General features: G+C 65.0%; 20 protein-coding genes and 1 tRNA gene. 9 read left to right on the top strand and 12 right to left on the bottom strand.

Annotation, left to right across the window (positions count from 1 at the left end):
- Positions 1 to 847: 847 nt before the first annotated feature.
- From IF46_RS0102045 to IF46_RS0102025, 5 genes are all read right to left on the bottom strand, one after another.
- Positions 848 to 923, bottom strand: a tRNA-Arg gene (locus tag IF46_RS0102045).
- A 239-nt stretch (positions 924 to 1,162) separates the two neighbouring features.
- The gene (gene panD, locus IF46_RS0102040; RefSeq protein WP_051723574.1) at positions 1,163 to 1,621 is read right to left on the bottom strand and encodes an aspartate 1-decarboxylase; all 459 of its coding nucleotides are present in this window, start codon (positions 1,619 to 1,621) and stop codon (positions 1,163 to 1,165) included.
- 132 nt (positions 1,622 to 1,753) lie between these two features.
- Positions 1,754 to 3,094 (bottom strand): AMP-binding protein, encoded by a 1,341-nt coding sequence (locus IF46_RS0102035; protein ID WP_198041330.1) that lies wholly within the window; start codon positions 3,092 to 3,094, stop codon positions 1,754 to 1,756.
- A gap of 89 nt (positions 3,095 to 3,183) precedes the next feature.
- Complete coding sequence (locus tag IF46_RS0102030; protein WP_084597720.1) at positions 3,184 to 4,446, bottom strand: iron-containing alcohol dehydrogenase; 1,263 nt, start codon at positions 4,444 to 4,446, stop codon at positions 3,184 to 3,186.
- Positions 4,447 to 4,488: 42 nt separating this feature from the next.
- Complete coding sequence (locus tag IF46_RS0102025; RefSeq protein ID WP_198041329.1) at positions 4,489 to 4,944, bottom strand: VOC family protein; 456 nt, start codon at positions 4,942 to 4,944, stop codon at positions 4,489 to 4,491.
- Between the two features lie 374 nt (positions 4,945 to 5,318).
- Between IF46_RS0102025 and IF46_RS33545 the strand changes: the two genes are divergently transcribed.
- Genes IF46_RS33545 through IF46_RS0102000 form a run of 5 tightly spaced genes read left to right on the top strand, consistent with a single transcriptional unit; the run spans position 5,319 to position 10,246 of the window.
- Positions 5,319 to 5,588, top strand: a complete 270-nt coding sequence (locus IF46_RS33545) for an acyl carrier protein (RefSeq protein ID WP_084597719.1) — start codon at positions 5,319 to 5,321, stop codon at positions 5,586 to 5,588.
- Entirely contained in the window at positions 5,585 to 6,805 is a 1,221-nt protein-coding gene (locus tag IF46_RS0102015) for an FAS1-like dehydratase domain-containing protein (protein WP_084597718.1), read from the top strand. The genes IF46_RS33545 and IF46_RS0102015 overlap by 4 nt, the downstream gene beginning before the upstream one ends.
- Positions 6,805 to 8,130 (top strand): FAS1-like dehydratase domain-containing protein, encoded by a 1,326-nt coding sequence (locus IF46_RS0102010; protein WP_030486522.1) that lies wholly within the window; start codon positions 6,805 to 6,807, stop codon positions 8,128 to 8,130. Before IF46_RS0102015 ends, IF46_RS0102010 begins: the two co-directional genes overlap by 1 nt.
- 11 nt (positions 8,131 to 8,141) lie before the next feature.
- Complete coding sequence (locus tag IF46_RS0102005; RefSeq protein ID WP_030486521.1) at positions 8,142 to 9,410, top strand: DegT/DnrJ/EryC1/StrS family aminotransferase; 1,269 nt, start codon at positions 8,142 to 8,144, stop codon at positions 9,408 to 9,410.
- Between the two features lie 2 nt (positions 9,411 to 9,412).
- On the top strand, positions 9,413 to 10,246 hold the full coding sequence (locus tag IF46_RS0102000; protein WP_030486520.1) for a mycofactocin-coupled SDR family oxidoreductase: 834 nt from the start codon (positions 9,413 to 9,415) through the stop codon (positions 10,244 to 10,246).
- A 75-nt stretch (positions 10,247 to 10,321) separates the two neighbouring features.
- On the opposite strand, the gene IF46_RS0101995 is transcribed toward IF46_RS0102000, so the two are convergent.
- The 6 genes from IF46_RS0101995 to IF46_RS0101970 form a co-directional block, all read right to left on the bottom strand.
- Positions 10,322 to 11,395 carry a DegT/DnrJ/EryC1/StrS family aminotransferase gene (locus IF46_RS0101995; protein WP_030486519.1) on the bottom strand — a complete coding sequence of 358 codons (1,074 nt, stop codon included), beginning with the start codon at positions 11,393 to 11,395 and terminating at the stop codon, positions 10,322 to 10,324.
- Positions 11,392 to 12,540, bottom strand: coding sequence for a DegT/DnrJ/EryC1/StrS family aminotransferase (locus IF46_RS0101990; RefSeq protein WP_036390812.1), 1,149 nt, complete (start codon positions 12,538 to 12,540; stop codon positions 11,392 to 11,394). Before IF46_RS0101990 ends, IF46_RS0101995 begins: the two co-directional genes overlap by 4 nt.
- Positions 12,541 to 12,550: 10 nt before the next feature.
- Positions 12,551 to 13,846, bottom strand: a complete 1,296-nt coding sequence (locus IF46_RS0101985) for a condensation domain-containing protein (protein ID WP_030486517.1) — start codon at positions 13,844 to 13,846, stop codon at positions 12,551 to 12,553.
- 128 nt (positions 13,847 to 13,974) lie between these two features.
- Positions 13,975 to 15,234: an ATP-grasp domain-containing protein gene (locus IF46_RS0101980; RefSeq protein WP_157562509.1), complete on the bottom strand. Its 1,260-nt coding sequence runs from the start codon at positions 15,232 to 15,234 to the stop codon at positions 13,975 to 13,977.
- The gene (locus IF46_RS0101975) at positions 15,231 to 16,757 is read right to left on the bottom strand and encodes an AMP-binding protein (protein WP_198041328.1); all 1,527 of its coding nucleotides are present in this window, start codon (positions 16,755 to 16,757) and stop codon (positions 15,231 to 15,233) included. The genes IF46_RS0101980 and IF46_RS0101975 overlap by 4 nt, the downstream gene beginning before the upstream one ends.
- Positions 16,758 to 16,856: 99 nt before the next feature.
- Entirely contained in the window at positions 16,857 to 17,105 is a 249-nt protein-coding gene (locus IF46_RS0101970) for a phosphopantetheine-binding protein (RefSeq protein WP_198041327.1), read from the bottom strand.
- 596 nt (positions 17,106 to 17,701) lie between these two features.
- Here IF46_RS0101970 and IF46_RS0101965 point away from each other — a divergent pair.
- Entirely contained in the window at positions 17,702 to 18,994 is a 1,293-nt protein-coding gene (locus IF46_RS0101965; protein WP_232233903.1) for an MFS transporter, read from the top strand.
- Positions 18,995 to 19,426: 432 nt separating this feature from the next.
- Here the strand turns inward: IF46_RS0101965 and IF46_RS33015 are convergent, their stop codons facing one another.
- Complete coding sequence (locus tag IF46_RS33015; protein ID WP_084597714.1) at positions 19,427 to 20,065, bottom strand: CGNR zinc finger domain-containing protein; 639 nt, start codon at positions 20,063 to 20,065, stop codon at positions 19,427 to 19,429.
- Between the two features lie 226 nt (positions 20,066 to 20,291).
- On the opposite strand from IF46_RS33015, the gene IF46_RS0101955 reads away from it, so the two are divergent.
- The 3 genes from IF46_RS0101955 (at position 20,292) to IF46_RS0101945 (ending at position 23,110) form a co-directional block, all read left to right on the top strand.
- The gene (locus IF46_RS0101955; protein ID WP_030486511.1) at positions 20,292 to 21,491 is read left to right on the top strand and encodes an MFS transporter; all 1,200 of its coding nucleotides are present in this window, start codon (positions 20,292 to 20,294) and stop codon (positions 21,489 to 21,491) included.
- Positions 21,492 to 21,540: 49 nt separating this feature from the next.
- The gene (locus IF46_RS0101950; protein ID WP_030486510.1) at positions 21,541 to 21,810 is read left to right on the top strand and encodes a hypothetical protein; all 270 of its coding nucleotides are present in this window, start codon (positions 21,541 to 21,543) and stop codon (positions 21,808 to 21,810) included.
- Between the two features lie 88 nt (positions 21,811 to 21,898).
- Positions 21,899 to 23,110: a CapA family protein gene (locus IF46_RS0101945; protein ID WP_232233902.1), complete on the top strand. Its 1,212-nt coding sequence runs from the start codon at positions 21,899 to 21,901 to the stop codon at positions 23,108 to 23,110.
- Positions 23,111 to 23,222 lie beyond the last annotated feature (112 nt).

Below are 23,222 nucleotides of genomic sequence, written 5' to 3'. Positions count from 1 at the left end.
TGGTTGGCTACGTTCGCCGACACGGGCAGCCAGGACGTTGCCGTGGTGGCCAACGGCCTTGCAAACAGCCCGGTCAATTCGTGAATGGCAAGACTCTAGCCATTGAGCTCTGAAGCGTTTCTTGCCAACGAGAGCGTATTCGACGACAGCGCGGACGTGATGGCCGTTCATCTCACGCTTGGCAAGGGGTCGCCCTCGGCAATCGGCCAGGTACGGGGATGATCACCCCGCTGCCACAGTAGGCCCCGTCGGCCATCACGAGCCACCAGTTGAGTTGTCGTGGGTGCCGTTGGGGGGGTAAACGATCACTGTTGCGGTTGCCGGGCTGCTGATTACCCAAAGGCGATGACCGGCAAGGCTGGCGTCGATGGCACTCTGCACAGCAGCTTGGGGTCCGTCGAAGGGCTGCCCCACGGGACCGACGCCGGCAAGGCGGTCCAGGTGGCAGAGCGGCCAATCCCGGCCCTCAGCTCGTCCGAGACGAACGCCTGCGGCGGCTTCCCCCCGGCTTACCTTCAGCCAGAACGAGCATCGCGCCTCCCACCTACAACCGCCCTCGTTTGGTTAGGAACTCGACGTCATCGCCGGACTGCCGGCCGCCCACATCGCGGGCGAACCTCAGCCGCCGCAGCTCAGCTCTGGCGGCAGGGCGGCTAACGGCTAGCGAGGGCTTGATGGATCAAGCTTGCTCAGTCACCGCCTGCTGGCCCTTGCTAGTGGTCCGGCCCACCGGCGGCGCCGGCCCTCCCACGGGTACCCGGGGGAGAAGTGCTAGAAGATGTCGCTTCTTGCGGAAGCGGTGAGGCCACGCGAAGTTCCAGATCAGAGAGATGATCTCTATATTGCCTGGTGCCCCCGGCAGGATTCGAACCTGCGACACACGGTTTAGGAAACCGATGCTCTATCCCCTGAGCTACGGGGGCGCGAGCGCACAGTCTAGCGACTTGGGACCTCACCCGGGGTGGCAGGGAGTGGCCCACGTGCACCCACCTCCCCCGGGCCCTGTTTCGCCAGCCCAGGACACTACGCCCGGGAGCACACACGCACCGCAGTTTGCGACCGGCGGTCCAGCGCAACGGACCGACACCACCGACGCGTTGACGGCGGTCGACCGGGCCCGGTCGGCCGCCGTCAACGCCAACTGCCTAGACAGCACCGCCCGTCAGTCGGATACGGCCCGGCGGATGTCCGCCGCCGCAAGGCGACCGTGCGCGACCACATCACCCCGGGTGAGCAGCGTGTCCGCCGGGGCGTCTGCCGGATCGTCACCGAGTTTCATCACCCGATTGTCGACATCCACGAAGACAACGGCCGGGCTCAGGGCCCGCGCCTCAGCGTCGGTAACTCCGGCGTAAGAAATGATGATCACGAGGTCGCCTGGGCTGACCAACCGTGCGGCCGCCCCGTTGATGCCGATCACGCCACTACCACGAGGGCCTTCGATGATATAGGTCGTCAGGCGTGCGCCGTTGTTGATGTCGACCACGTCGACCTGCTCGCCGGCGAGCAGGTCGGCTGCTTCCATGAGGTCCTTGTCGACCGTGAGCGATCCTACGTAGTTCAGGTTGGCCTGAGTGACGGTGGCTCGATGGATCTTCGACTTCATCATCGTGCGGTACATGTATCGTCCTTACGGGTTGCCCAGGTGTGCGCCTACGGCGCTGACCTGGAAGTGAAGCTGACCATTTGCTACTTGCACGCTCACAAGCGGATCCGAATTCACCCCGGCGTACGAACCCAGCGGGCCCTCGCCTCAACCGCCGAGCGGTACAGGCGGCGATGAACCCCGACCAGGTGCAGCGAACGCGGCGGCCGACTCGAACTCGGCCAGGGATTCCGGCTCGATCGAGGCGAGCGCCCGATAGTCGACCTTGCCATTGGGCAAGAGCGGGATCGCATCGAGAATACGCATGCAGACGGTCGAGGAGCGCAATCCGAACTTCTCGCAGATTTGGGCGTGGAGTTTCTTGACCTCGGCTGCACCGGCAATTTCGACGAAAACGTGGATCCGGTCGTTGCCCGGCAGCGCGGCGACGGGAAAGCTTCGCTCGATGCCATCTAGGTTGAGCCGGACACCATGCACCTTGCAGATGCGACTGATCCGGCCGGTGAGGAAGAGGAAGCCCTCCTCGTCGAGACGGCCGAGGTCGCCAGTGTGGAGCACACCGCCCATTTCGTCGCCTCTGATCAGATCGGAGGCGCTGTCCGCGTATCCCATCATCACATTGGGACCGCGATAGACGACCTCCCCATCCACAATCGAGAAGGAGCCCCCCGGCAACGCCTGACCTACCGATCCAAGCTTACCGACGAGACGACCGGGTGGCATCGTTGCCATTCGTGGGGCCGCCTCGGTCTGCCCGTACATCACGAAGAACTCGCCGCCGGCCGAATTCATGAGTTGCGCGAACTCAGACACCAGTTCTGCCCTCAGTTGGCCGCCAGCCTGAGTGAGTGCTCGGAGAGTCGGATTCTTTCGCGGGTCGAATCGGAGACGCCGCAACATCTCATATTGGTGCGGCACCAGGGCCAGCGATGTCACGGAATGCTCTGACACTGCGGACCAGAAGGATCGGTTCATGATCCCTGACCGGTGGAGCACGACGGTGGCTCCGCGCAGCAGATGCGAATGGAGCACAGACATTCCGTACGAGTAGAAGAGCGGCAGTGTGGTGATTGCCACGTCTCGCCGGGTGATGCTCAGGGTATCGGCGATCTGCGCGGCGTTCGCCAGCACCGCAGCCGCGGAGAGTCGAACAAGCTTTGGCCTACCGGTCGAACCGCTCGTGGTGAGCAACAGCCCGAGTTCGGGGTGCACCTGATCGGTTCTGAATCGCTTGATCAGATCCGCATTGTCAAGCCCGGGGTCCAGAAGCGCGACCGGCTTGCCGGCGCGGACGGCGGCGAGATACCGCGCAACGGCCTGCACGGTCGTCCGCATCGGCAAGAACACGATGGCCTCGTCGCCAATATCACCCGCCGCGCAGGAGATCATTTCTTCGTTGAGCACTTCGCCGGTCTCCGCATCGATCACGCGGGCGCCCGGATGCATCAGATCCACAAGTAGCCACTCATCCCAGCGTTGTCGGTCCATCTATCACGAGTAGAAGTCCGTTCAAGACGCGTGTCGGCTGCGCCCAGACAGGGCGGTCCCATGGGAGCGATGAACCTGTCTGCGCTGCGCTACCTACCGGCAGATTGCGGCACACCGGCCGACAGTCGAGTCTCGTGGCCGTCGGCTACCGCCGGGATCTCGGCCATGCCCCCGTCGAGCCCTCGCACCCGAAGTCGCAGTACCGCCTCGCGCATCGCGGCCGCGTTCACCTGGGCATGAACACGGACGTTGCCGATCCCTTCCGGCACGGGCAGGTTGAGCACACCACCTCGTTGCCGACTCGTCGCCTCCATGGCCTCGGACACCATCTCGGGGTCGACCATCTCGTGACAGATTGGTGACGCTACTGATCGAATGGCACCATGCACACGGTCGCGGTCATCCTCGGTCATACAGCCGAGGACCGTCGCGTACTCCGCCATCAGCGCCAGGTCGATGCCCACCGCGGTTCCGTGCTGCAGACCCCCGCGTAACTCCAACGGTGTGACCAGCAGGTGGCCGAGGTCAACGGGGCGACGAAGGCTGTGCTCCCGGAGGTTCGGCTGCAGGTGACGGAGCATGGCGGTAATCGCGAGACGGGAGATCTCCAGCGACTGGGAACTATTGAAGCTGGAAGCCAGCAGGTCCGCTGATACCCGCTCCAGCGACTTCCACAGCAGGCCGCCCTCGACGACCGCCATCTTGACGATCTCCATGATGCCGGCCCGCACAACATCTGGCGGACAGCCTCGGATGAGCGCCAAGTCGAGCGTCACGAGCAGCGGTGCGTAGTAGACACCGATGCTGTTCTTCTTATTTTCGCCGTTGAGGGCACCCTTCACACCGATACTCGCATCAACGTAGGCCGTCGGCGTCGTGGGGACAATGACCAGGGGCATGCCCTTCCAGAGCCAGGCGGCTACGCAACGTGCCAGGTCGGCAACCGCGCCGCCGCCCACCACTACGACAAGGTCGCGCCGCTTTGCTGCCGCCTGGATGGCGTCACACGTACGGTGCAGCTCCGCGATCGTCTTGCAGCCCTCACCACCCGGCACGAAATAATTCCAGCTCTCCACGCCTCGGGCGGTCAGGCTCCTTGCCAGCGCCTCCCCGTGCCGGCGAGCGCCCGAGTCGATGATCAGGTGCTGGCGTGCCGAAAGTCGAGCGATGTCGTCTCGGTTGAACAGATCTGGTGTCTCACGGATCGAGTACTGCATACCTTCACCGCGATGGCGGACACACCACTCGTACTCCTCACCTGGGCGGACGTGCACGCCATCCGGGCCACGTACCGGCTTGCCGAAGTCCGCCACTTGAGGTATTGCGAATCGCCCTTCTGGATTGAACCGCATCTTAAATTTCCCCCGTTCTCGGTTCTTGTCAAAGGGGCGGCCCTAATTGGACGCCCTTGCTGGCTGCGACACAAGTTGGAGCTGATTCCCCCAAGGGTCGACGAAATAGACCCACCAATCGCCGGCCAGCCCGCCGGCACCGATGTATTGCGGCGCCGTACTGAACCTCACGCCGAGCGCGGAAAGCCGCTCGTACTCTGCGTGAATGTCATCGACTAAGAGCGCAAAATGACTGATTCCCGTGTCGCATACTCGGCGATCGACGGACCCCGTCGGCGATATGAACTGGTGCAGTTCCAGGAATGAGTGGCCGTCGCTCCCCGTGCTGAGTTCAACCCCGCGTAGACGCACGTCTTCCCCGGGCAGGTTGATTGCGGCAGCGTCGACGTCGGTCTCAGCCTCTCGCCGATTCACGGTGAAACCAAGCGTTTCGGTGTACCAGTCGATCGCCGCGTCCAGGTCGGGAACAGTGATGGCGACATGATGAAGTGTGGGCATGGCTTTCCCTCCGTAAGCAGTCGCATCATAGCGTTCCTGCATTGCGGGCTGCGACCCTCAACCATCGAGCCAGCTGACGAAGGACTGCAGCTGCCATCGACCTGCGAATGGGCAAGAAGCCAGTGCGTAGGGCCGAACTGGACTCTACTGAACCTCTGCCCTGTTCGATAGTCCGATGTGTACTTGACTTTGCAAGTTGGCCGCTGCTAATGTCCGACCGCTCGGTGATCAAGGTGGACACGAGCATGATCAGGTTTTGACGGTGGACGACCGAGACGCTTTCTGAGCTGCTCGACGAGTGGCCAAGACCTCGTGCGTGGTCCGCATTCCACGCAATGCGCCCGCGTCGTCCAATCAGATCCGGGGGGCCGTTGATGGCATCACGTCAAGAGCCGAACGAAGAAAAGTTGCATCCGCTTCTCGAGGAGGCATTCCGAGCAGGGCTGGATCTACCCGACGACACGACGGTCAAGTCACTCTCATACGGCGGGCATCGCAATTGGGACTCACTCGGACATATGTCGTTGATCGTTGCAATTGAGCAGGCATTCGACGTTGAGCTCGACGAGGACGAGGTCCTCAGGATCGACAGCTACGCCGCAGCAGCCGCCATGTTGGCCGCCCGCGCCGCCGTCACCGCATGAGCACGACAAGCCGGCAGAGGGAGCGCGAGCCGCTCACCTCGGAAGCGCCGATCCGAGCTGATGCCGTAGACGCAGAGGGATGCATCGATCGGCTGATGAGTGCGGGCAGCAGGGTTGTCGGCTGCGTTCCGCCAGACACCGAGCCCGGTGTGGATGTCGCGAGTTGGATCAACATCGCTCGCTTCGTCGAGGCTTCCAGCGACGAGAATCCGTTGTACCTCGACACCCGCTACGGAGCGGCTTCCCCGTACCACACGATGCTGGCCCCTCCGACGTTCGTTCTCGCCGTGCGCCCCGCGGTCTCCACAGGCGTGCTGGATTATCTGCCCGAGAGCGGGCTCCGCGCCACCCTGTCATCGCTCTCGCTGACCTGGGACGACGCCGTCCGGCTTGGTGACACGCTCGACGGCCGGGCCGAGATCACCCACTTGACCAGGACGTCCGTCGAGGCGGCGGTGCTCGGTTGCGAGACCTTGTACACAAGGAATCGGATCTCCCTCGCCCGCGCCTCCTCCACAGTCGTCTTCAGGGCGGACCGCGAGCCGAACCGCCGGCCGATCTATCGGTACGAACCACATGAGATCGAAGAGTTGGTCTCCCGCCTTGACGGCGAAGCACCACCGCGGGGCAACCGCCCGCGATTTTTTAGCGACGTCACGGTAGGAGAGGTCGTTCCCGGCGTGGCGCGGGCTCCGCTGAGCCTCTCCGACCTGATGGTGTGGATCTTCGCGCACGGCCGATCGGTGATGGCCGGAAACCTTCGGCATGGCCGACTCGCCGGGCTTCCCGGGCGCGTCGCCGTCAACCCTGTGACCAACTGGCCAATGTGGGACCGCACAGAGACGCTGCTCGACTCTGCCGCGACGGACCCCGCAGGCCCTTCCGCACCCGGCGAGTTGCTCACCGCACTGGTGGGACAATTCGTCACCAACTGGATGGGAGACGACGCATTCCTCCGGCGGCTCGCGGTGCGGTTTGGTGAGCCCCTGCTCTACGGTGACAGTCTCTCGCTGAGCGCGTCGGTGTCGGACCGCTATCGGCTGACGGATGAACGGCGCACCGAGTATTTCGCCGTTGCCCTACGGATTACTGGTCGAAATCAACTGGCTGGCGAGGTGTTGAACGCAGACGCCGTAGTCCTGCTGCCAGAGCCAGGGAAGCCGGTCGAGCTTCCCGTCCGGGAGGCGCTGACCTGCGTCGAGTTGGTGGAGCGCTGATGCAGACGTTTGAGCAGGCCGTCGCCGAGTTCATCTCCCGCAGCGAGGAATTGCTGGACAAGGAGAGCCCGGAAGATCGGCCGGTGCCGCACCCCGGGCCGCTGAACCAAGACGAGACCCCGGTTCCAAGCTTGTTCATGCTCACGCCGGAGCTGATACGACGCTATGCCCACGCGATCGGCGATGACAATCCGCTCTACGTCGATCCCGAGTACGCACGCCGGTCCTGGCTCGGTAGCCAGACGGTGCCCGGCACGGTATTGATCCATGTCCGTTATCCTGGCGATCACGGAGCACAGCGTGAGCGGGGTTACCCCGTCGCCAATTTCCTGTCGGGCGTCGCCTGGGAGTTCTACGACGTTCTTCGGCCTGGTATGCGATTTACGTCCTCCAAGAAGCCACGTGAGCTGGTGACCAGTCGGGGACGGCAGTCATCGTCCATCTCACACCATTCCGAGACGTTCTACTGGAACAACTCGGAGCGCCTCATGGCGAAGGCGTACGGGCGTCTGCTGCACCTGCCCGTCAAAGAGATGCTGGACACCCGTGTCATGCCGGTCGATCAGCTGGGTCAGCCCCTGTTCTATCGTCATGAGCCGTACCGCTACACGCCGGCTGAGGTCGACAAACTTCTCGCTGGTCTCGACTCGGAGACGCGACGCGGCAGTGAACCGCTGTTGTGGGAAAGCGTGACCGAGGGCCAGGAACTGCCGTCCATAGCCCAGCCGCCGTACAGCATGTTCGATGAGCTGCTCTATCCGGCACTCGACCACGGTCTCGACGCCGGCTTCGACGGGGCACCGCCGGTCCGCGCCTTCAGACCCGGCTACCTCCGCGCCAGGGAAAGTCCGGATTTTGCCCGCACCCATCCGGTGACGCGGTGGCCGTACGCCCCGGAGGACGAGCACGAGGATCGTTTCCTGGCCCCCTACCGGTGCGAACCAATGCCGTTCGACTTCGGCATTCAACGAAGTCAACTTCCCATTCGTCTCCTCACCAACTGGGCCGGCGACCACGGGTTTGTCCATCGCTTGTACACCTCGATGCGAATGCCTGTCTTCTACGGAGACGCCGTCGTCTTCTCCGGGAAGGTGATCCGCAAGTACGTCGCAGACAGGACCGATCAGTCAGGGCGCATTGTGCGGTACGGTGCCGTCGCCATCGAGCTGGTCGGTACGAACCAGCGGGATGAGGTGCACTGTCTCGGCTATGCCACCGTCTTCCTGCCCTCGGCCGAGCACGGTCGGCCGCAGCTTCCCGTTCCACATGCTGATCTGCCCGACTACGTGCCGTTCGACGTACACCGTCGATCCAGCTGGTACTGAGGGAGAAACGCATGTCGGAACTGGCCTTGACTGGTGGCACCGCAGCAGTCGCCGGTCACCTGCACCGGCCATGGCCCGAGATCACCCTCGCCGACCGGCAGGCGATCGACGGCGTTCTCGATCGTGGCGTCCTAGCCGGGCCGAACGCACCCGAGATCCGGTCCTTGGAGGAGGAGTACGCGCAGTACGTAGGAGTTCGGCATTGCGTCGCGACGAACGCGGGTACCTCAGCGCTGCATGCGGCGCTGGCAGCGGCGGGGGTCGGGCCTGAGCACGAGGTGATCGTGCCGGCCTACACGTTCGTCGCGTCCGCGTTCGCCGTTGCGCAGCAGGGTGCCAGGGTGGTCTTCTGCGACGTCGACGAGGCGACGGGCAACCTGGACGCCACCCGGCTCGAGGGTCTCATCACGAGGAGCACCCGAGCGATCATGGCGGTCCACATTCACGGCCAGCCGGCGGACATGGACGAGATCAACGCGATCGCGGCCCGCAACGGGGTCCTCGTCGTCGAGGACAGCTCCCAGGCTCACGGCACTCGGTACCGGGGCAGGCGAGCGGGCGGGTTGGCGCACGCCGCCGGAGCAAGCATGAACCACTCCAAGAACCTGCCGGCCGGCGAAGGTGGGTTGTTCACCACCGACGATGAAGTACTGGCCCTGACAGCCCGCCGATTGGTGCTGTACGGCGAGGACGTGATCATGGGGCAACCACGCCAGTACTGGTCTCACGGTCTCGGCTGGAACTACCGGGGCCACGAGATGACCTATGCGCTGGCGCGGAGCCAGCTGCGTCGGCTCGACTCGTACAACGAGCGGGCCCGAGAAAATGCCGACCGCCTGACCAAGGGGCTGGCCGGGTTGGCGGGCATCGACCTGCCGCGTATAGCTCCTGACAGAGAAAGCTCATTCTGGCGGTATTCGGTGAGGGTCCAGCCGGAAGAACTGGGCTTCGATGGCGATCCCCGCGAGCTACGTGACCGGATAGTTCGTGCCCTGAGCGCAGAAGGCGTCGAGGCGTTCGTGTGGCAGCCACAGCCGATTCCTGCGCAACCCGCTTTTCGACGGCACATGCAGGCATGGCATCCCCGAGTCGAGGCGGAACCACTCCGCCCTTGGGAGCCGTCCGATTTCCCGATCGCCTCCCGGCTGTGCGACACCAGTTTCAGTCTCGGCACGATGCGGCATCCGCTTTATGTTCAAGATCCTGAGTTGATGGACCTCTACGTCGTGGCGGTGCGGAAGGTCCTAGCGAACATCCCGACCGTCATGAGGATGGATTGACAATGGCCGGAAGGGTCGCTGGAAAGGTCGCCTTCGTCACCGGGGCGGCGCGAGGTCTCGGGCTGCACCAGGCGATTCGCTTCGCCGAGGAGGGCGCCGACATCATTGCGGTGGATATCTGCGGGCAGGTCGAGTCGGTTCCCTATCGAATGGCCGGCCCGGGCCAGCTCAAGGAGACCGCGGAGCGGGTGGAGGCGCTCGGCCGCCGGGTGGTCACCGCAGAGGTCGATGTCCGTGATTTCGGGTCACTGCGCGCGGCGGTCGGCCACGGGGTGGCGGAACTCGGACGGCTCGACATCGTCTCGGCCAACGCGGGCATCATCTCGTACGGCTCCGCAATGGAGATCGACGAGCGGATGTGGCAGGACGTGATCGATGTCAACCTAACGGGGGCCTGGAACACCGCGCGCGCGGCGATTCCCCATCTCGTTGAGAACACCGCGGGAGGGGCGTTGGTGTTCACCAGCTCCACCGCGGGGCTGAAGGGCAACGTAGGGCTTGCGCACTATGCTTCGGCAAAGCACGGTGTTGTGGGCCTGATGCGGACGCTTGCTCTTGAGCTTGCGCCTCATTCGATCCGGGTGAACTCGGTACATCCGACCGCAGCGAACACCCCGATGGTGCAGAACCCCGCGAACATGCGGCTCTTCATGCCGGACATCGACAACCCCACCACGGAGCAGTACGCCGATGCGATGCGCTCGCTGAACCTGCTCCCGGTGCCATGGATCGAGCCGTGCGACGTGTCGAACGCGGTGCTGTTTCTCGCCTCCGACGAGGCACGCTATATCACCGGTGCTGCCCTTCCGGTCGATGCCGGCTGGACCATCAAGTAGCGGGGCTGAGGTCCGTCGATCCAAGCACGGTGGTCGGGAGGCGGACCGGTCCAGCTTCGTCGATGGACCTGAGTATCAATGGCGGCCGACGAAGTAGTCGAGTACCGCGTCCGCGACGTACTCGACGTCGCGATCGGTCATGCCCGGCCAGACGGGCAGCGCCAGGTTGGTGCGTCCCACAGCCTCCGCATGGGGAAACGCCCCTTTCGCGTACACGGTGAACGCCGGCTGCCGGGGCAGGGGCACCGGGTAGTAGACGTGCGTCGTCACTCCTCTGAGGCGCAGGTGTTCGCGCAGCTGGTCGCGCTCCTCCGTCAGAACTGCATACACGTGAAAGCGCCGCCCGAGGGGAGCCTCCGGCGGCAACTGTAGAAGTCCTTTGTCCGCCAAGATCCGGAGAGCGTCCGAGTATCGAGCGGCGATCTCCATCTTGCGGTCGAGGCGGGCCGCCAGCTGGGGAAGTCGGAGTAGCACGACGCGGGCGACTATCTCGTCCATCCCGACGGTGTGTGCCTCAGGGAGGGTACGCGCGATGTCGGGATCATCGGTCAGCACCAGGCCCCCCTCGCCGATACCTCCGAGGGGCTTGAACTGGGAAAACGACAGCACCGCAGCATCACCCCACCGGCCTGCCGGTACACCGTTCAATTCCGCGCCCAGAGCGGTGGCCGCGTCCTCCAGGATCTTCAGGCCGCAACCCTCCGCCAGGCTGCGTAACGCCGGCATGTCCGCCATCACCGAGAACATGTGTGCCGGCAGCAAGGCACTAGTTCGGGGTCCGACGGCGGCCGCGGCGGCATCGGGATCAAGAACGAATGTGTGCGGTTCCACGTCGGCGAAGACCGGCACCGCGCCGATGTTGACTACTGAGTCGACCACCGGCTGGCAACCGAACGCCGGGACGATCACCTCGTCGCCCCGCCCTACCCCCATGGCGCCGAGGGCCACCGCAATGGCAGCCGAGCCACTGCCACAGGCGAAGGAATACCGTGCGCCGTTGATCGCGCGTACCGCATCCTCAAGCCGGGCCGCACCAGCACCTGCGACAAATTCCTGGCTGGGGTCCGCACCGACCTCGCGGATGATGTCGAGGATCGCGCGCCGATCGTCCTCAAACAGCCGGGGTGGAAAGAATGGGAGGCTCTTCACGTCAACCTCTCTGCAACGATGCGTGCGATTTCCCGGCAGATGTGCTCGACCTGCTCGTCGGAGAGATCGGGGTAGAACGGAAGCGCCAGCGCCCGGGCTGCGGCGGCCGCCGCGTTCGGACAGTCTGGAGCTGGTCCATCCGGTGCAGAGAGCGTCAGCGCGGCAGTTTCGATGCCGACGCCGGCCAGTTCCGCAGCCACGACGTCGCGAGCGTCGACTTCGATGACGTACCGCTGCCAGACGGCTACCGTTGGTTCGGTGCGCGGCACGATCGTGGGAGTTCGTACCTGCGCTACACCGGCCAGGCCGCTGGTGAATTTCGCTGCCAACGCCGCACGGCGTTCGACCAGGGCGGCTAGCCGGGGAAGGCGGGCTCGGAGCACCGCAGCCTGAATCTCATCGACCTTGCTGTTAAGACCTGAGCAGGCGGCAGAACCGGAAACAGCAGCCTTCCTCCCGGGCACGTCCGGTGAACGGCCGTGATGGCGCAGCAAGACGAATTCCTCTGCCAATGCCGCGTCGTCCGTGACGATCACCGCAGCCTGGCCCAGCGCTGCCAGTAATCCAGCCGGCGGAAAAGCCAGGACACCGGCGGCTCCCGAGCACCCGACGTGGCGGCCCCCGAAGCGCATACCGATTCCTTCCGGGGCTACCTCCAGGAGTAGAAGGCCGGATTCGGTCGAGATCTCCTGAAGACTCCGCAGATCCGCCGGCTGGCAGAACGAGTGAGCTGTGAGGAGCGCTCGAGTACGCTCGGTGATCGCCCGACGCGCTGCCTCAGCCGCGATCGTGTACGAGTCCGGTTCGACGTCGACGACGACGGGAACGGCACCGACCCTGGCGACAGCCAACACGGCGTCTCGACCATGAAGCGCCGGCACGATGACCTCGTCGTCTCTGCCTACGCCGGCGGCTCGCAACATGATGTAAATTCCGTCGACGCAGTTGTCAACGGCGACCGCGAAGCGAGCTCCCGTGTATCCGGCGATGGCATCTTCGAGCTCTCGGGTGACCGTACTGTCGGAGAATTTTCCGAGATCGAAGACTCTCTCGATCTCGCCGGACAACGTAGCCCACTCAGCCGCGAACGACAGCCGTCCGTCGAAATAGGGGATTCTCGAGTTAGGGCTCAGCGCGCTGCCCATCGTTGTCCTTTCACGCAGTCGAGGACCAGTGCACGAGCAGATCGCGCATCTGATCCCTCAGCAGGTCGACCGCGGACGGTTCGAACCAGCGCTGCTTCAGGGAGACCTTGATCTGCAGTCCGTCATCCGATTCGGCGGCATGGGCCATGATTGCGCGGTATCCCCAACCGCCGGGAATCACGATCTCGGTCAACTTGAGCCCGCTGGGGTCCCGGACGGGGAACCGACTACTCAGCGCGACGCCGCCGTTGAATCCGGCCGTCGGCTGGGGGGTTGGAGCTCCGACCAGGCCGGGGTCCGCCCTGGCAACGATCGCCATGTGGGGCAGCTTCGACTGCCCTAGCGCCTGGATGACCGCATCGCCGAAATGCGCCAGGAACCGGGCCGACTTCACAGTCTCCGCCTGGGTCAAGACAACCGCGTTGTCCGCCAACCACCCCTGGGTCCGATGCGATGACCGGCGGGACCGGTGGGCGAGCGCCATGATGGTGCCCAACTGCTCCTGCCCGGTCAACAGGTGCAGAGCACCAGCGAGCGCGGCGTGGGCAACGGTGCCGGATGCGAGCCCTCGCAGGATTCCGCACTGGCGCAGGCGATCGAGCTCCTCACGCCCCAGTGTGAAACGAGCCCCGTGTGACCGTTCGTGGCTCGCCGCGTCCAGCCGCATCCCAGGAAAGACGACCGCGGGCTGTGCCCCGACGGAGGAGAGGCGTTCGACCTGCCGGTCAAGTGCTTCGTTCCCCTCGATGGTGGCCAGCCAAGCCCGCTCCTGAGCGACGAGTTCGGGAGCGGTTGTCTCGACCGCCGGCAAGTCCGCATCGGGTGACTCGTATAGCTGCCACAGCTCGGCGAAGAGGACCTGAATGCTCCATGCATCACTGATGAGGTGGTCCACTGCCACACCTACCAGCGACTGCACGTCCGAAATCGCTACGGCATGGAGGCGGTGCAGCGGCCCCCGGGTGAAGTCAAACGGCCGCAACACGGCGGCGGTCATCTCGTGCAGCGCGGCATCAGCGCTTCGTTCGGCCCCGGGCAGGACGGACACGGTCAGTGAACACTCGACCGGGTCTTCGAGACACCACAAGCCCGCTCCCACGTCCAGTCGGCTACCCAGGACCGGATGACGCTTCTGGAGTTGCGTCCAGGCCGTGGCGAGCCGGTCGAGATCAAGGCGACCATCGACGCGAACGACATACGTGACCTGGTCCGGGTTGAAAGTTCCGTGCTCCGACTGCTCCCGGGCAGCGACCCCGACGCGATGGAGCATCTTCCAGGACAGCGGCTCAGACGTGACAGCCAACATGGTGGATCCCTTTCGGATCGCTTGTGCTATCCACAACCAGGCACCTGACGCCGCGCGCCGGCGGCGGCGGCAGTCTCTTCAGATCGTTGGGGCCAGGCACAGACACCCCGCACGGGCGGGGACACCGGTCACTGCTGCGCCTGGAGGGTGACCGCGCTACGCCCGACAAGCTCGACCTGCCGAAGCCGGCCGCTCATCGCCTCACGGTCTGCCTCGATGTACGCCGCGTAGAGGGCCTGCAACGAGCCGGCGCGCGAGTCGACGATGTCGCCTGGCGCGGCCCGCTTCCAGGCCTGCCAGACGCCCGCCTGCTGCCGAAGAACGCTCGGGTCGGCCATCTCGGCGACACGGAACCGTCCTTCGGGCGGCTGCACCAGGAGAACCGCGGCATGCGTCGAAGAAAGATCGTCGTGTCGGACATCGACTCCGATGTCGACGTGCCGCCCCATGGCGACGTCCACTGCCATCGCAACGGGATCCATGCTGGAGACCCGGCGCACCAGTTCGGGAACCCAGCCGCCCAGCCGCCCGTTGACCTCGATGACCCGGGGTCCTCCAGGAGTAAGCTTGATCTCGGTATGGGTGACACCCCAACGGACACCGAGGGCACTGAGCGCGGCTGTGGCCAGGTCCAGCAGAGCGGCACGTTCCGCCCGCGGCAGCAGTGTTGGCACCAACAGCCCGCGTTCCCGAAAGGGTGGCGCCATCGCCAAGCGATCGGTGATGCAGAAGTGCGACACCTTCCCGTCCTGCACGACGGACTCCACCGAGACGAAGTCGGCCAACACGTCGCCGTACGAGTGAGCGCCTGCCTGCAACATCTCCTCGACGACCCAACGCGATGGTGAGTCGGGGCTGGCGGTGATGGCGGAGACCAGATCCTGGACGTCGCGTTTCGAGTCACAGCGGGTCGTCCACCGGCTGCTGTTGTTGACGACCGGTTTGATCACGACCGGGTAGTTGATGCGATCGGCGGCCGAGGGTAGAGCGTTCGGGTCAGTGACCTCCTCGATCCTGGTAACGCTGACCCCGGCAGCATTCATGGCACATCGCTGCTTGTACTTGTTGGTGAGGAGATCGACCGTCCGTGGAGTATGGAAGCGCAGACCGAGTACGTCAGCCAGACGGGCAGCGAAAGGTAGTTGCGACTCGCTGAAGGTCACGATCCCTTCCGGTTGAGCAGACCCCAGCGCGACCATGCTGCTCGCCTCGTCGCTGCATCGGTAGACCGGTGCCAGACGTGAGATCAGCGGGAGGCCCGCCGTGCACTCTGCGTCCCGGTCCTGCACGGCGAACACCACGTCGTACCGTCCGTGTGCGGCGCGCAATGCGTCGCGCGGACCCGCAGATCCCGGGCCGTGCACCACAACCAGCGTCGGGTTACTCACCGATCACCCTCCAACACCTTGCTCAAGGAGAGGTAATCGACCTTCCCGTTGCCGTTGAGCGGAAATGCGTCCAGCCAGAGAATATCTGCCGGGACCATGTAGGCGGGCATAACTCCCAGTAGGTAACGACGCACCTCAGGAAATGGGTAAGGCGTGCCGGTGGCCGCTGCTCGCAGTTGCAGACCACCATCCTTGGCGGGTACGGCGACCGCGGCCGCCGCCACGATCCCGGGGTGCATAGTCATCTTGTGTTCCACTTCGCCCAGCTCTATGCGATGGCCGCTTACCTTAACCTGCCGGTCCAATCGGCCGAGATAGAACATCTGACCGTTGACTAGGCGAACCCGGTCACCCGTGCGGTAGTAGTGGTCCGGAGACAGCTTTTCGCAATCTTCAGGAGGCACCACAGAATCGTCGACTATACGCACGAACCGATTAAGGTTGTCCGAGGCGTCCAGATAGCCTGGAAAGCGCTGAGGGCCTCGCATGCAGAGTTCGCCCGAGCTCTTCGAAAGACCTTCGCCGTCAATCAGGACCCAATCCATCGCGGGATGCGGGGTACCTATCGGTATGCCCCCCTGATCACTGATCGCCCAATCCTGGGGATCGGACGGCAGGACGTGCTCGACACAGGTCACGGTCAGCTCGGTCGGACCGTAGACGTTGCGGATGACGCTGCGCGGGGCGGCACGTGACCACTCGATCGCCAACTGCTGCCGCAGAGCTTCACCGACAAAAAGACTCTGCCGGAGCGACGGCATCGATTCAGGCAACAACGTTTTGGATCTGATCGCATACGAGATCAACGACGGAACGGAATACCAGTGGGTGATCTCCCGATCGCGCACGTACGAGGCGGGACCGAGGAGCTCACGATTTCGCGGGACAACCAGAGTGCTACCGGTCGTCCAGGCTGCGAACATGTCGTACACCGACGGGTCGAAAGTAAGTGCGAAGGTATGCGACAACCGGGCCCCGGGGCCCAGGTCGCCGATCGGGACGACCACGTCCAGAAAGGCAGCCAGGTTGCCGTGCGTCACCCGGACGCCCTTCGGCCGCCCCGTTGAACCCGAGGTGAACATGACGTAGGCAAGATCATCCGAAGACAACTGCTCAGGAGGCACCGAGACCGCCGCGACCAGATCCGTCGGGTTGATGACGGCGATGCCCGCGTCCAACAGCGAACGAACGAGATCGGGATGCAGCACGGAATCAACGACGACGGCACTCAGCTCGGCATTCTTGCTGATTTCCGTGTTGAAGGCCGCCGGATTGTGCGGGCTCAAGGGCACTACCACCTGCGCCTGGTGCCAGCACGCCACGTACCAGGCATAGGTCGGCAGTCGCTTGTCCCCGACCAGGCCGATCCGGCTTTGCCGCGGAAAGCGGAGCTGAGCCAACCTCAGAGCGGCCGCGTTAATTTCCGCACTAAATTGAGCGTACGTGGTGACCGTCGATCCGAAATCCAAGGCCACACTTTCCGGGTGACGACTTGCAGTTTCCATCACCCGCTGATACGTCAAGGCGGCACTCTCCCGCAGACTGACGTTTGCCGAGAACATTCATCCCCGCTTCTGGTGCAGAAGGTTAAGGCCGACGCGACGCTGCGAGCCCTTGTCCGCTCAAAGCGCGACTACGCCGCCCACCCTCTCCTCACATGCTTCGACCACTGCACCGAGGGTGCCGTGAACGAATAGGATGTCAAGCGGGAAGCTGATGTTGAGCCGCTGCTCGAGACGGTCAACGAATTCGAGCGCCAGCATCGAATCACCACCGACCGAGAAAAAGTCATCCGCCGGGCCTGGATCATCGACGCCAAGGACGTCGCGCCATTCTTCGACGACGACATCCCGAATAGGCACTTCTTTCACGATGACGAACCCCCGTGTCGTCGAAGCCAGTGACAAAAGTCGCGCTACGCAGGGAGGAATTATAGGTGGAGGGGGTCCACGGTTTCAAGCATGTCAGGGCGGAAATCCAGCCAAAAGTTTGGCCCTGTCGATCCGCAACGCGACGGGAGGCCGGTTTACCTGCGGGAATGCTCACCCGTGCGTCTTCCTTAGCGAGGAAGCGCGTGTGACCCTGACTCCAATGCCTTGTTTAAACGGCGCCGATCTGCGACATGAGCCCTCAGCGGCAGGTCGAGACCTCAAACGACCGTCTACTCGCGAGTCGGCCCGGCCGGCGGCACCCGCCCGTTCACGCTGCTCGCCGGGCGCTCCTTCGATGCTGCCAGGGATGACTCCCTCCAGCCCCAGCAGAACATGATCGCAAGCCTCCGAGCTGCCAGGACGAACCCCGGCATCCATGGCGGCCGCTCGCTCCCTGCCAGCCGACGGACGGGATTGATTCGTGCGCGATCCGTAGGGGTTGATGTTGATTTGTCTAGCCGCACCCTCGGCAGGCCCAGGGATGCGGTTGACTGTCAATCATGCGAGGATTACCCGAGCGGGGACCACTGCGCCTGTTGGCCGCTGCGACGTTTGTCAACACCATCGGTGGCGGGCTGTGGATCGCGTCGAGCGCGCTGTTCCTGACTCGCTCGGTAGGTCTTTCCGTGACCCAGACAGGCCTCGCCTTCTCCATCACCGCGCTGGTATGTCTTGCTTCGAGCGCTCCGGCGGGCTATCTTACTGACCGAATCGGACCTCGCCGCGTACTTGTCGTCGCGTTGATAATCCTCGCCATTGTGACTTCGGCGATGACGATGGTTCACTCGTTCCAGTCGTTCTTGATTCTCGCTGTCCCAATGGCGGTTGTCGACGCTGCTCAGCGAGCCGCCAGAGGCGCGGTCATTGCCAGGGCTGTTGATCCGGCCAAGCGGCTACACGCTCGGGCCTACCTGCGTTCTGTCACGAATGTCGGTCTCGCCGTGGGCACTGGGCTGGCCGGCATCGGGCTCGCGTTCGACACCCGAGCGGCCTACGTGACCCTCATTCTGGGCAATGCAGCATCATTCGCAGCCGCAGCAGGCGTCCTGAGCTTCTTGGCCCCAATTCCGCCGGTCCACCGTCCTGCAGACAGCCCTCGCCTGCTCGCACTGCGCGACAGGCCCTTCATGGTGTTCGTGGTATTCGACGGGATGATGGCGACGCACCTCGGCTTGCTGGAAGTGGCGCTCCCGCTGTGGATATCCTTTCGCACCGACGCGCCGCACTGGACGATCTCGGTCCTGTTCATCATCAACACGGTGGGTGTGATCCTCTTCCAAGTTCGGGCCGCCCGCGGCACCGACCAGTTGAGCGGTGCCGGCAGAGCCGCCCGACGCGCGGGCCTCTCACTCCTTGTCGCCTGCGCAATCTTCTCACTCTCCGGGCTGTCGCACGGGAAGCTGACGTTGGGTCTTCTCATCGCCGCCGCATGTGCGCATCTCCTCGCAGAGTTGCTGCATTCCGCAGCCGGCTGGAGCATCTCGTTCGGCCTCGCCAAGGCCGACGCGCATGGGCAGTACCAAGGTGCGTACTCGATGGGCGGGCAACTGGGACAGCTTCTCGCTCCGCTGGTGGTGACGGCCTTGACTCTCGGCTGGGGTGCTCCTGGCTGGCTGGTGCTGGGCGTGGGCTTCGCCGTCGTGGGGTGGTCGATTTCGCGGGTCGTCCGATGGGCTCAGACATCTCGGGCTGAAGCTGATCCTGCTAGCGGACCAACACCGGCGAGTGATCCGACGGCATCGCATGCGGAGGAGAACGACGCGTGCGGGGAGAGGCCCGCGCGGGCGGGTAGCGCTGCCGGGTCGGGAGCAGGCGGCGGTGCTGGCTAGATTCGGGAGCAGGCACGCGACTCTCGCCCGATTGGCGTGATCGGACGCGGATCGAAAAGCCGGTCACGTCCTCGCAAGTCTTACAGAGTCACTCCTAATCGACACCGCGCATCTTGGTATGGCCATCGCCGCTTAGGTCGTACAGACGTTTATGCCCGTCTCGAGGTAGGCGAGGCCACAGAGTGGATGGCCGCTTCCGTGATCGGCCGGACTCTGGTGTCACCACCCGGCGGCGTCGAGATCATGGTCATCGGATCGGCCATCCCGGCTGCCACTTGGGGCACCGCCGCACCGCGTCAGGCGCGAGTCATCAAGACCGCGTTGACCCCGTCTGGATTTCGATCTGCGCGCTCGGCCAGGGTTCGTGCGCACACTCCACTCCAGCGATTCTGCGGTCACGGGGCTGCGCTGACACGCAGCATCGTCGGCAAGCTACGAGCCGGGTGCCCGGGCAGCGCGGCGGCGCTCGGTGAGCCGTCGCGCCTTCACCACGTTGCCGCAGTCGGCCATGCGGCACCATCGGCGGGTGCCGCTGCGGCTCTGGTCGAGGAACAGCCAGCCGCAGCCCCCTTCAAGCACCGGGCAGCGGCGCACCCGGGTCAGGTCGGCGGCCAGCATGACGTCGAGGGCTGCCTCGGCGATCCGGTCGGGCAGCAACATGGCCGGCACCGTGCCGTAGGCCAGCCGCACCCGCGACGAGTCGAGCACGAACCGTGCTCGGGCGGCCGCGCCGGACCAGCGCTGATGCAGTGCGACAAGCGCGGCGCCGGCCGCGAGGGGGTCGCCGGCCGCGTCGGTGATCGTGGCGAGCAGTACGAGATACAGGCTTTCGCGGATGTCACGCACCGCGGCCAGTCCCGCATGCGCGGCAGCCGGCTCGTCGTGCCATGCCCGGCCCACCTGGTCGACCTCCGCATCGCTGACCAGGCCGATCTGCGTCGCCCAGCGCAGCACGGCGGAGCCGTCGGTCAGGAAGTCGTGCGGCGCCTCGCCCCCTCGCTCGATCGTGTTGACCAGGTCGAGTGCGGGGTGCCCGCCCACCATCGGTAGCTGACACACGTCGAGTGGCATGCCGGAAAAGCTACCACCAAAACCGCCAGAGATAGCCACGATCTGCGCGTACTCGATCGTCCTGCGCGATCGTCATCAACAGTAGAGGCGAAGCAGAGAGAGCAGCTTCCTGCAGACACGACGAGAGATCCATGCCTGCCTATGCTACCGTCAAAACCCGGCTAGCCGGTAGCGCACACCCACTGCGTACCGTGCCGGCTCTTGTCCTGGATCTTGGAGGTAGCCAATGCTGCACCAACGACGCGCGGTCTATGCCCTCGCCGCGTTGTCCGCCGCCACCTTCTGTTACGTCACCACCGAGGTGCTGCCGATCGGGTTGCTCACGCTGATCGCGCCAGACCTGGGACGCTCCAGGTCCGAGGCCGGTCTGCTGGTGACCGGGTACGCCGTGGTGGTCATGATCGTGGCGCTCCCGCTGACCCGGGTCACTCGGCGAGTGCCCCGGTGCCCGCTGCTCGCCGGCTCCCTCGGTGTGTTCGCCGCGGCGACGGCGGTGTCCGCCTTCGCAACCTCCTACGAGGTGCTGCTCGCCGCGCGACTGGTGTCCGCCATCACCAACGGTGTCTTCTGGGCGGTGGTGTTCCCCGTGGCGATCTCGATGTTCCCCGCTAACATCCGCGGGCGCATCGTGGCTCGACTGTCGATCGGCAACGCTCTCGGCCCGGTCCTCGGCGTGCCGCTGGGCACCTGGTTGGGCGGGCAGGCCGGGTGGCGGGCCGCCTTCGTCGCGATGGCCATCCTCGGCTTCGTCGCCTGCATCGCGGTCGCCCTGCTCCTGCCGAGCGTCACACCGCAGCAGAGCACGGGCGACCTCGGGCCAATGCCGGATCGTCACCGCTTCGTAGTGCTCCTCGTCGCCACAGTCCTCGCGGTCACCGGCGCCATGGGCGCGTTCACCTACATGACCGTCTTCCTCCTCGACGTCAGCGGGTTCGCCGCAGCATCTCTCGGCATGCTGCTCTTCGTCCAAGGCTCGTTCGGCGTCGCCGGCACCTGGGCGGTCGGCCGGGTGCTGGACCGGTTTCCACTCGGTGTCGTGCTGGGGCTACTCGGGCTCATTACCGCCGCGATGCTCGGTCTCTATGGGGTTGGCACGAGCAAGGCATTGACGATCCCGTTGCTCGCCGTGGCGGGGATGTCGTTCAGTTCGCTGATCGCGGGAATCCAGCACCGCATCATGCAGGTGGCCCCGTCGACCACCGACATGGCGTCGGCCAGCCTCAGCGTCGCGTTCAACTTCGGCCTCGCGTCCGGCTCGTTCATCGGCGCGGGCCTGCTGGCGACGGCCGGGGTGCGCGTCATCCCGTTGTTCGGTGGCCTGCTGACGGCTACGGCGTTCGCGTTGCTCGCCTGCCACGAGGTGGCTCGCAGGACCAGGCGAAACCCCGAGACCGTTCGCCGTGATCCCGACCTACAACCGGTCTGACATTCTGCAGCTCACACTTCGTTCAGCAGTGGTGAGCCAGGAGGCAGGCATGAGCGAACAGGCGCTGACCCGGGTGGCGCTGTACAACTTCGCCCAGCACACCAACCGGCGGGTTGCCGAGTTCCGGTGGCAGCCGGGCCAAGCGGTGTCGCTGACCATCCTCGACCCCAACTGGAGCGCGCTCGCGCAGGACTTCTACGACAACGGCGTGCCGGTCGGCGCGGGGCGGGTGCCGCCGGAGGCCGGTCCGGAATTCATGCGTGCCCTGCTGCAACGTTTTCGGATGGGCTACTACAAGTTCGTGGACGAGAGCGACTGAGCCGGCGGATCCGATACGCCCGGCTCTGACCGGGGACGGTGGGCTGACCCACGGGCGAGGGCTGGCCAAGGCGGGCTAGCCTGTCGCAATGGCGAGTAATTCTCAGCCGAGCGGCGGGCTCTCCGGCACGCTACGGGCGATCCTCAGTTGCGTGGTCGCACTGGCAGTCGGGGTGGGCGCGATCTACGTCCTCGGCCCCTGGTCGGCTGACTCGCCCGCGCCGGCTGACCCACCCCGCCCGGTGGGCGCCCCGGTGGCGGTCACCGGCCGTACGGTTTCCGTGCTCGGTGCGGGGGACATCCTGCTGCACCCCGAGCTGTGGGACCAGGCCCGGATCGACGGCGGCGGCAAGTTGGACTTCGGCCCGATGTTGGCGCCGGTGAGTGAGACCGTTTCCAGCGCGGATCTGGCCCTGTGCCACCTGGAGACTCCGCTGGCACCGCCGGGAGGCCCGTACATCGGCTTCCCGAAGTTCAGTGTGCCGCAGGAGGTGCTCAAGGGCCTCAAGAGCATCGGGTACGACGGTTGCTCCACCGCCTCGAACCACACCATCGACCAGGGGTACGACGGCGTCAAGCGGACCCTCGACGCGATGGACAAGGCGGGTCTGGGGCACACCGGCAGTTACCGGACCAAGCGTGACTCCACCACCGTCAAGATCTATCAGGCCAAGGGCGTGAAGATCGGGCACATCAGCTTCACCAAGAGCTTCAACGGCCTGCGGCCGCCCGCCGGCAAGGAGTGGGTGTCGAGCCTGATCGACGTACCGGCGATCCGGCGGGATGCGGCAGCAGCTCGGGAGGCGGGTGCGGAGATCGTGGTGGTCAGCCTGCACTGGGGCACCGAGTACGAGCACGAGCCGGACGTCGACCAACAGACCTGGGCCCGTCAGATCGCCGCGATCGACGACGTGGACGTCGTCTTCGGGCACCACGCGCACGTCGTGCAGCCGGTGGAGCGGATCGGCGACACCTGGATCGTCTACGGGATGGGCAATCAGATCGCCCGGCACGCCGAGCCCATCAACGCCAACCGTGACGGCGCGATGACCCGGGTGACGTTCGGTCCGGCGGGCGGGCCGAAAAGGTGGAAGGTGGTAGCCATCGAGGCGATCCCCACCTTCGTTGATCTGAACCCGAACATCCGTCTGGTTGATCTAGAGCGGGCGTTGGCGGATCCTGCCCTGTCCCCCGGGCGACGCCGGATCTACGAGGCCGCGGTCGAGCGGATCGAGGGCAACCTGTTGACCAGGGCAGCTGACACGGCGGGCCTGGTGGTGCGCGGGGTGCCCCGCCGGTAACGGCCATTCATCGACCGGCGGACGGTCGAGACCGACGCCGACCTCGCGGGTTGTGCACCTTGCTAGCATTCGCGGCGGCCGGCGGCCGTGCCTGGCTGGCGCGCTGGATGGG

The organism is Micromonospora chokoriensis (assembly GCF_000718555.1).
Taxonomy (GTDB): Bacteria; Actinomycetota; Actinomycetes; order Mycobacteriales; family Micromonosporaceae; genus Micromonospora; species Micromonospora chokoriensis_B.
This window is presented reverse-complemented; position numbering and strand designations above follow the sequence as displayed.

Coding starts and splice junctions, on each gene's coding strand:
- IF46_RS0102030 (WP_084597720.1), bottom strand. CDS start 4,446: ATGCGGTTCAATCCAGAAGGGCGATTCGCAATACCTCAAGTGGCGGAC.
- IF46_RS0102025 (WP_198041329.1), bottom strand. CDS start 4,944: ATGCCCACACTTCATCATGTCGCCATCACTGTTCCCGACCTGGACGCG.
- IF46_RS0101950 (WP_030486510.1), top strand. CDS start 21,541: ATGAGCGAACAGGCGCTGACCCGGGTGGCGCTGTACAACTTCGCCCAG.
- IF46_RS33015 (WP_084597714.1), bottom strand. CDS start 20,065: ATGCCACTCGACGTGTGTCAGCTACCGATGGTGGGCGGGCACCCCGCA.
- panD (WP_051723574.1), bottom strand. CDS start 1,621: ATGTACCGCACGATGATGAAGTCGAAGATCCATCGAGCCACCGTCACT.
- IF46_RS0101945 (WP_232233902.1), top strand. CDS start 21,899: ATGGCGAGTAATTCTCAGCCGAGCGGCGGGCTCTCCGGCACGCTACGG.
- IF46_RS0102010 (WP_030486522.1), top strand. CDS start 6,805: ATGCAGACGTTTGAGCAGGCCGTCGCCGAGTTCATCTCCCGCAGCGAG.
- IF46_RS0102015 (WP_084597718.1), top strand. CDS start 5,585: ATGAGCACGACAAGCCGGCAGAGGGAGCGCGAGCCGCTCACCTCGGAA.
- IF46_RS0101985 (WP_030486517.1), bottom strand. CDS start 13,846: ATGTTGGCTGTCACGTCTGAGCCGCTGTCCTGGAAGATGCTCCATCGC.
- IF46_RS33545 (WP_084597719.1), top strand. CDS start 5,319: ATGGCATCACGTCAAGAGCCGAACGAAGAAAAGTTGCATCCGCTTCTC.
- IF46_RS0102005 (WP_030486521.1), top strand. CDS start 8,142: ATGTCGGAACTGGCCTTGACTGGTGGCACCGCAGCAGTCGCCGGTCAC.
- IF46_RS0102000 (WP_030486520.1), top strand. CDS start 9,413: ATGGCCGGAAGGGTCGCTGGAAAGGTCGCCTTCGTCACCGGGGCGGCG.
- IF46_RS0102035 (WP_198041330.1), bottom strand. CDS start 3,094: ATGGACCGACAACGCTGGGATGAGTGGCTACTTGTGGATCTGATGCAT.
- IF46_RS0101955 (WP_030486511.1), top strand. CDS start 20,292: ATGCTGCACCAACGACGCGCGGTCTATGCCCTCGCCGCGTTGTCCGCC.
- IF46_RS0101990 (WP_036390812.1), bottom strand. CDS start 12,540: ATGGGCAGCGCGCTGAGCCCTAACTCGAGAATCCCCTATTTCGACGGA.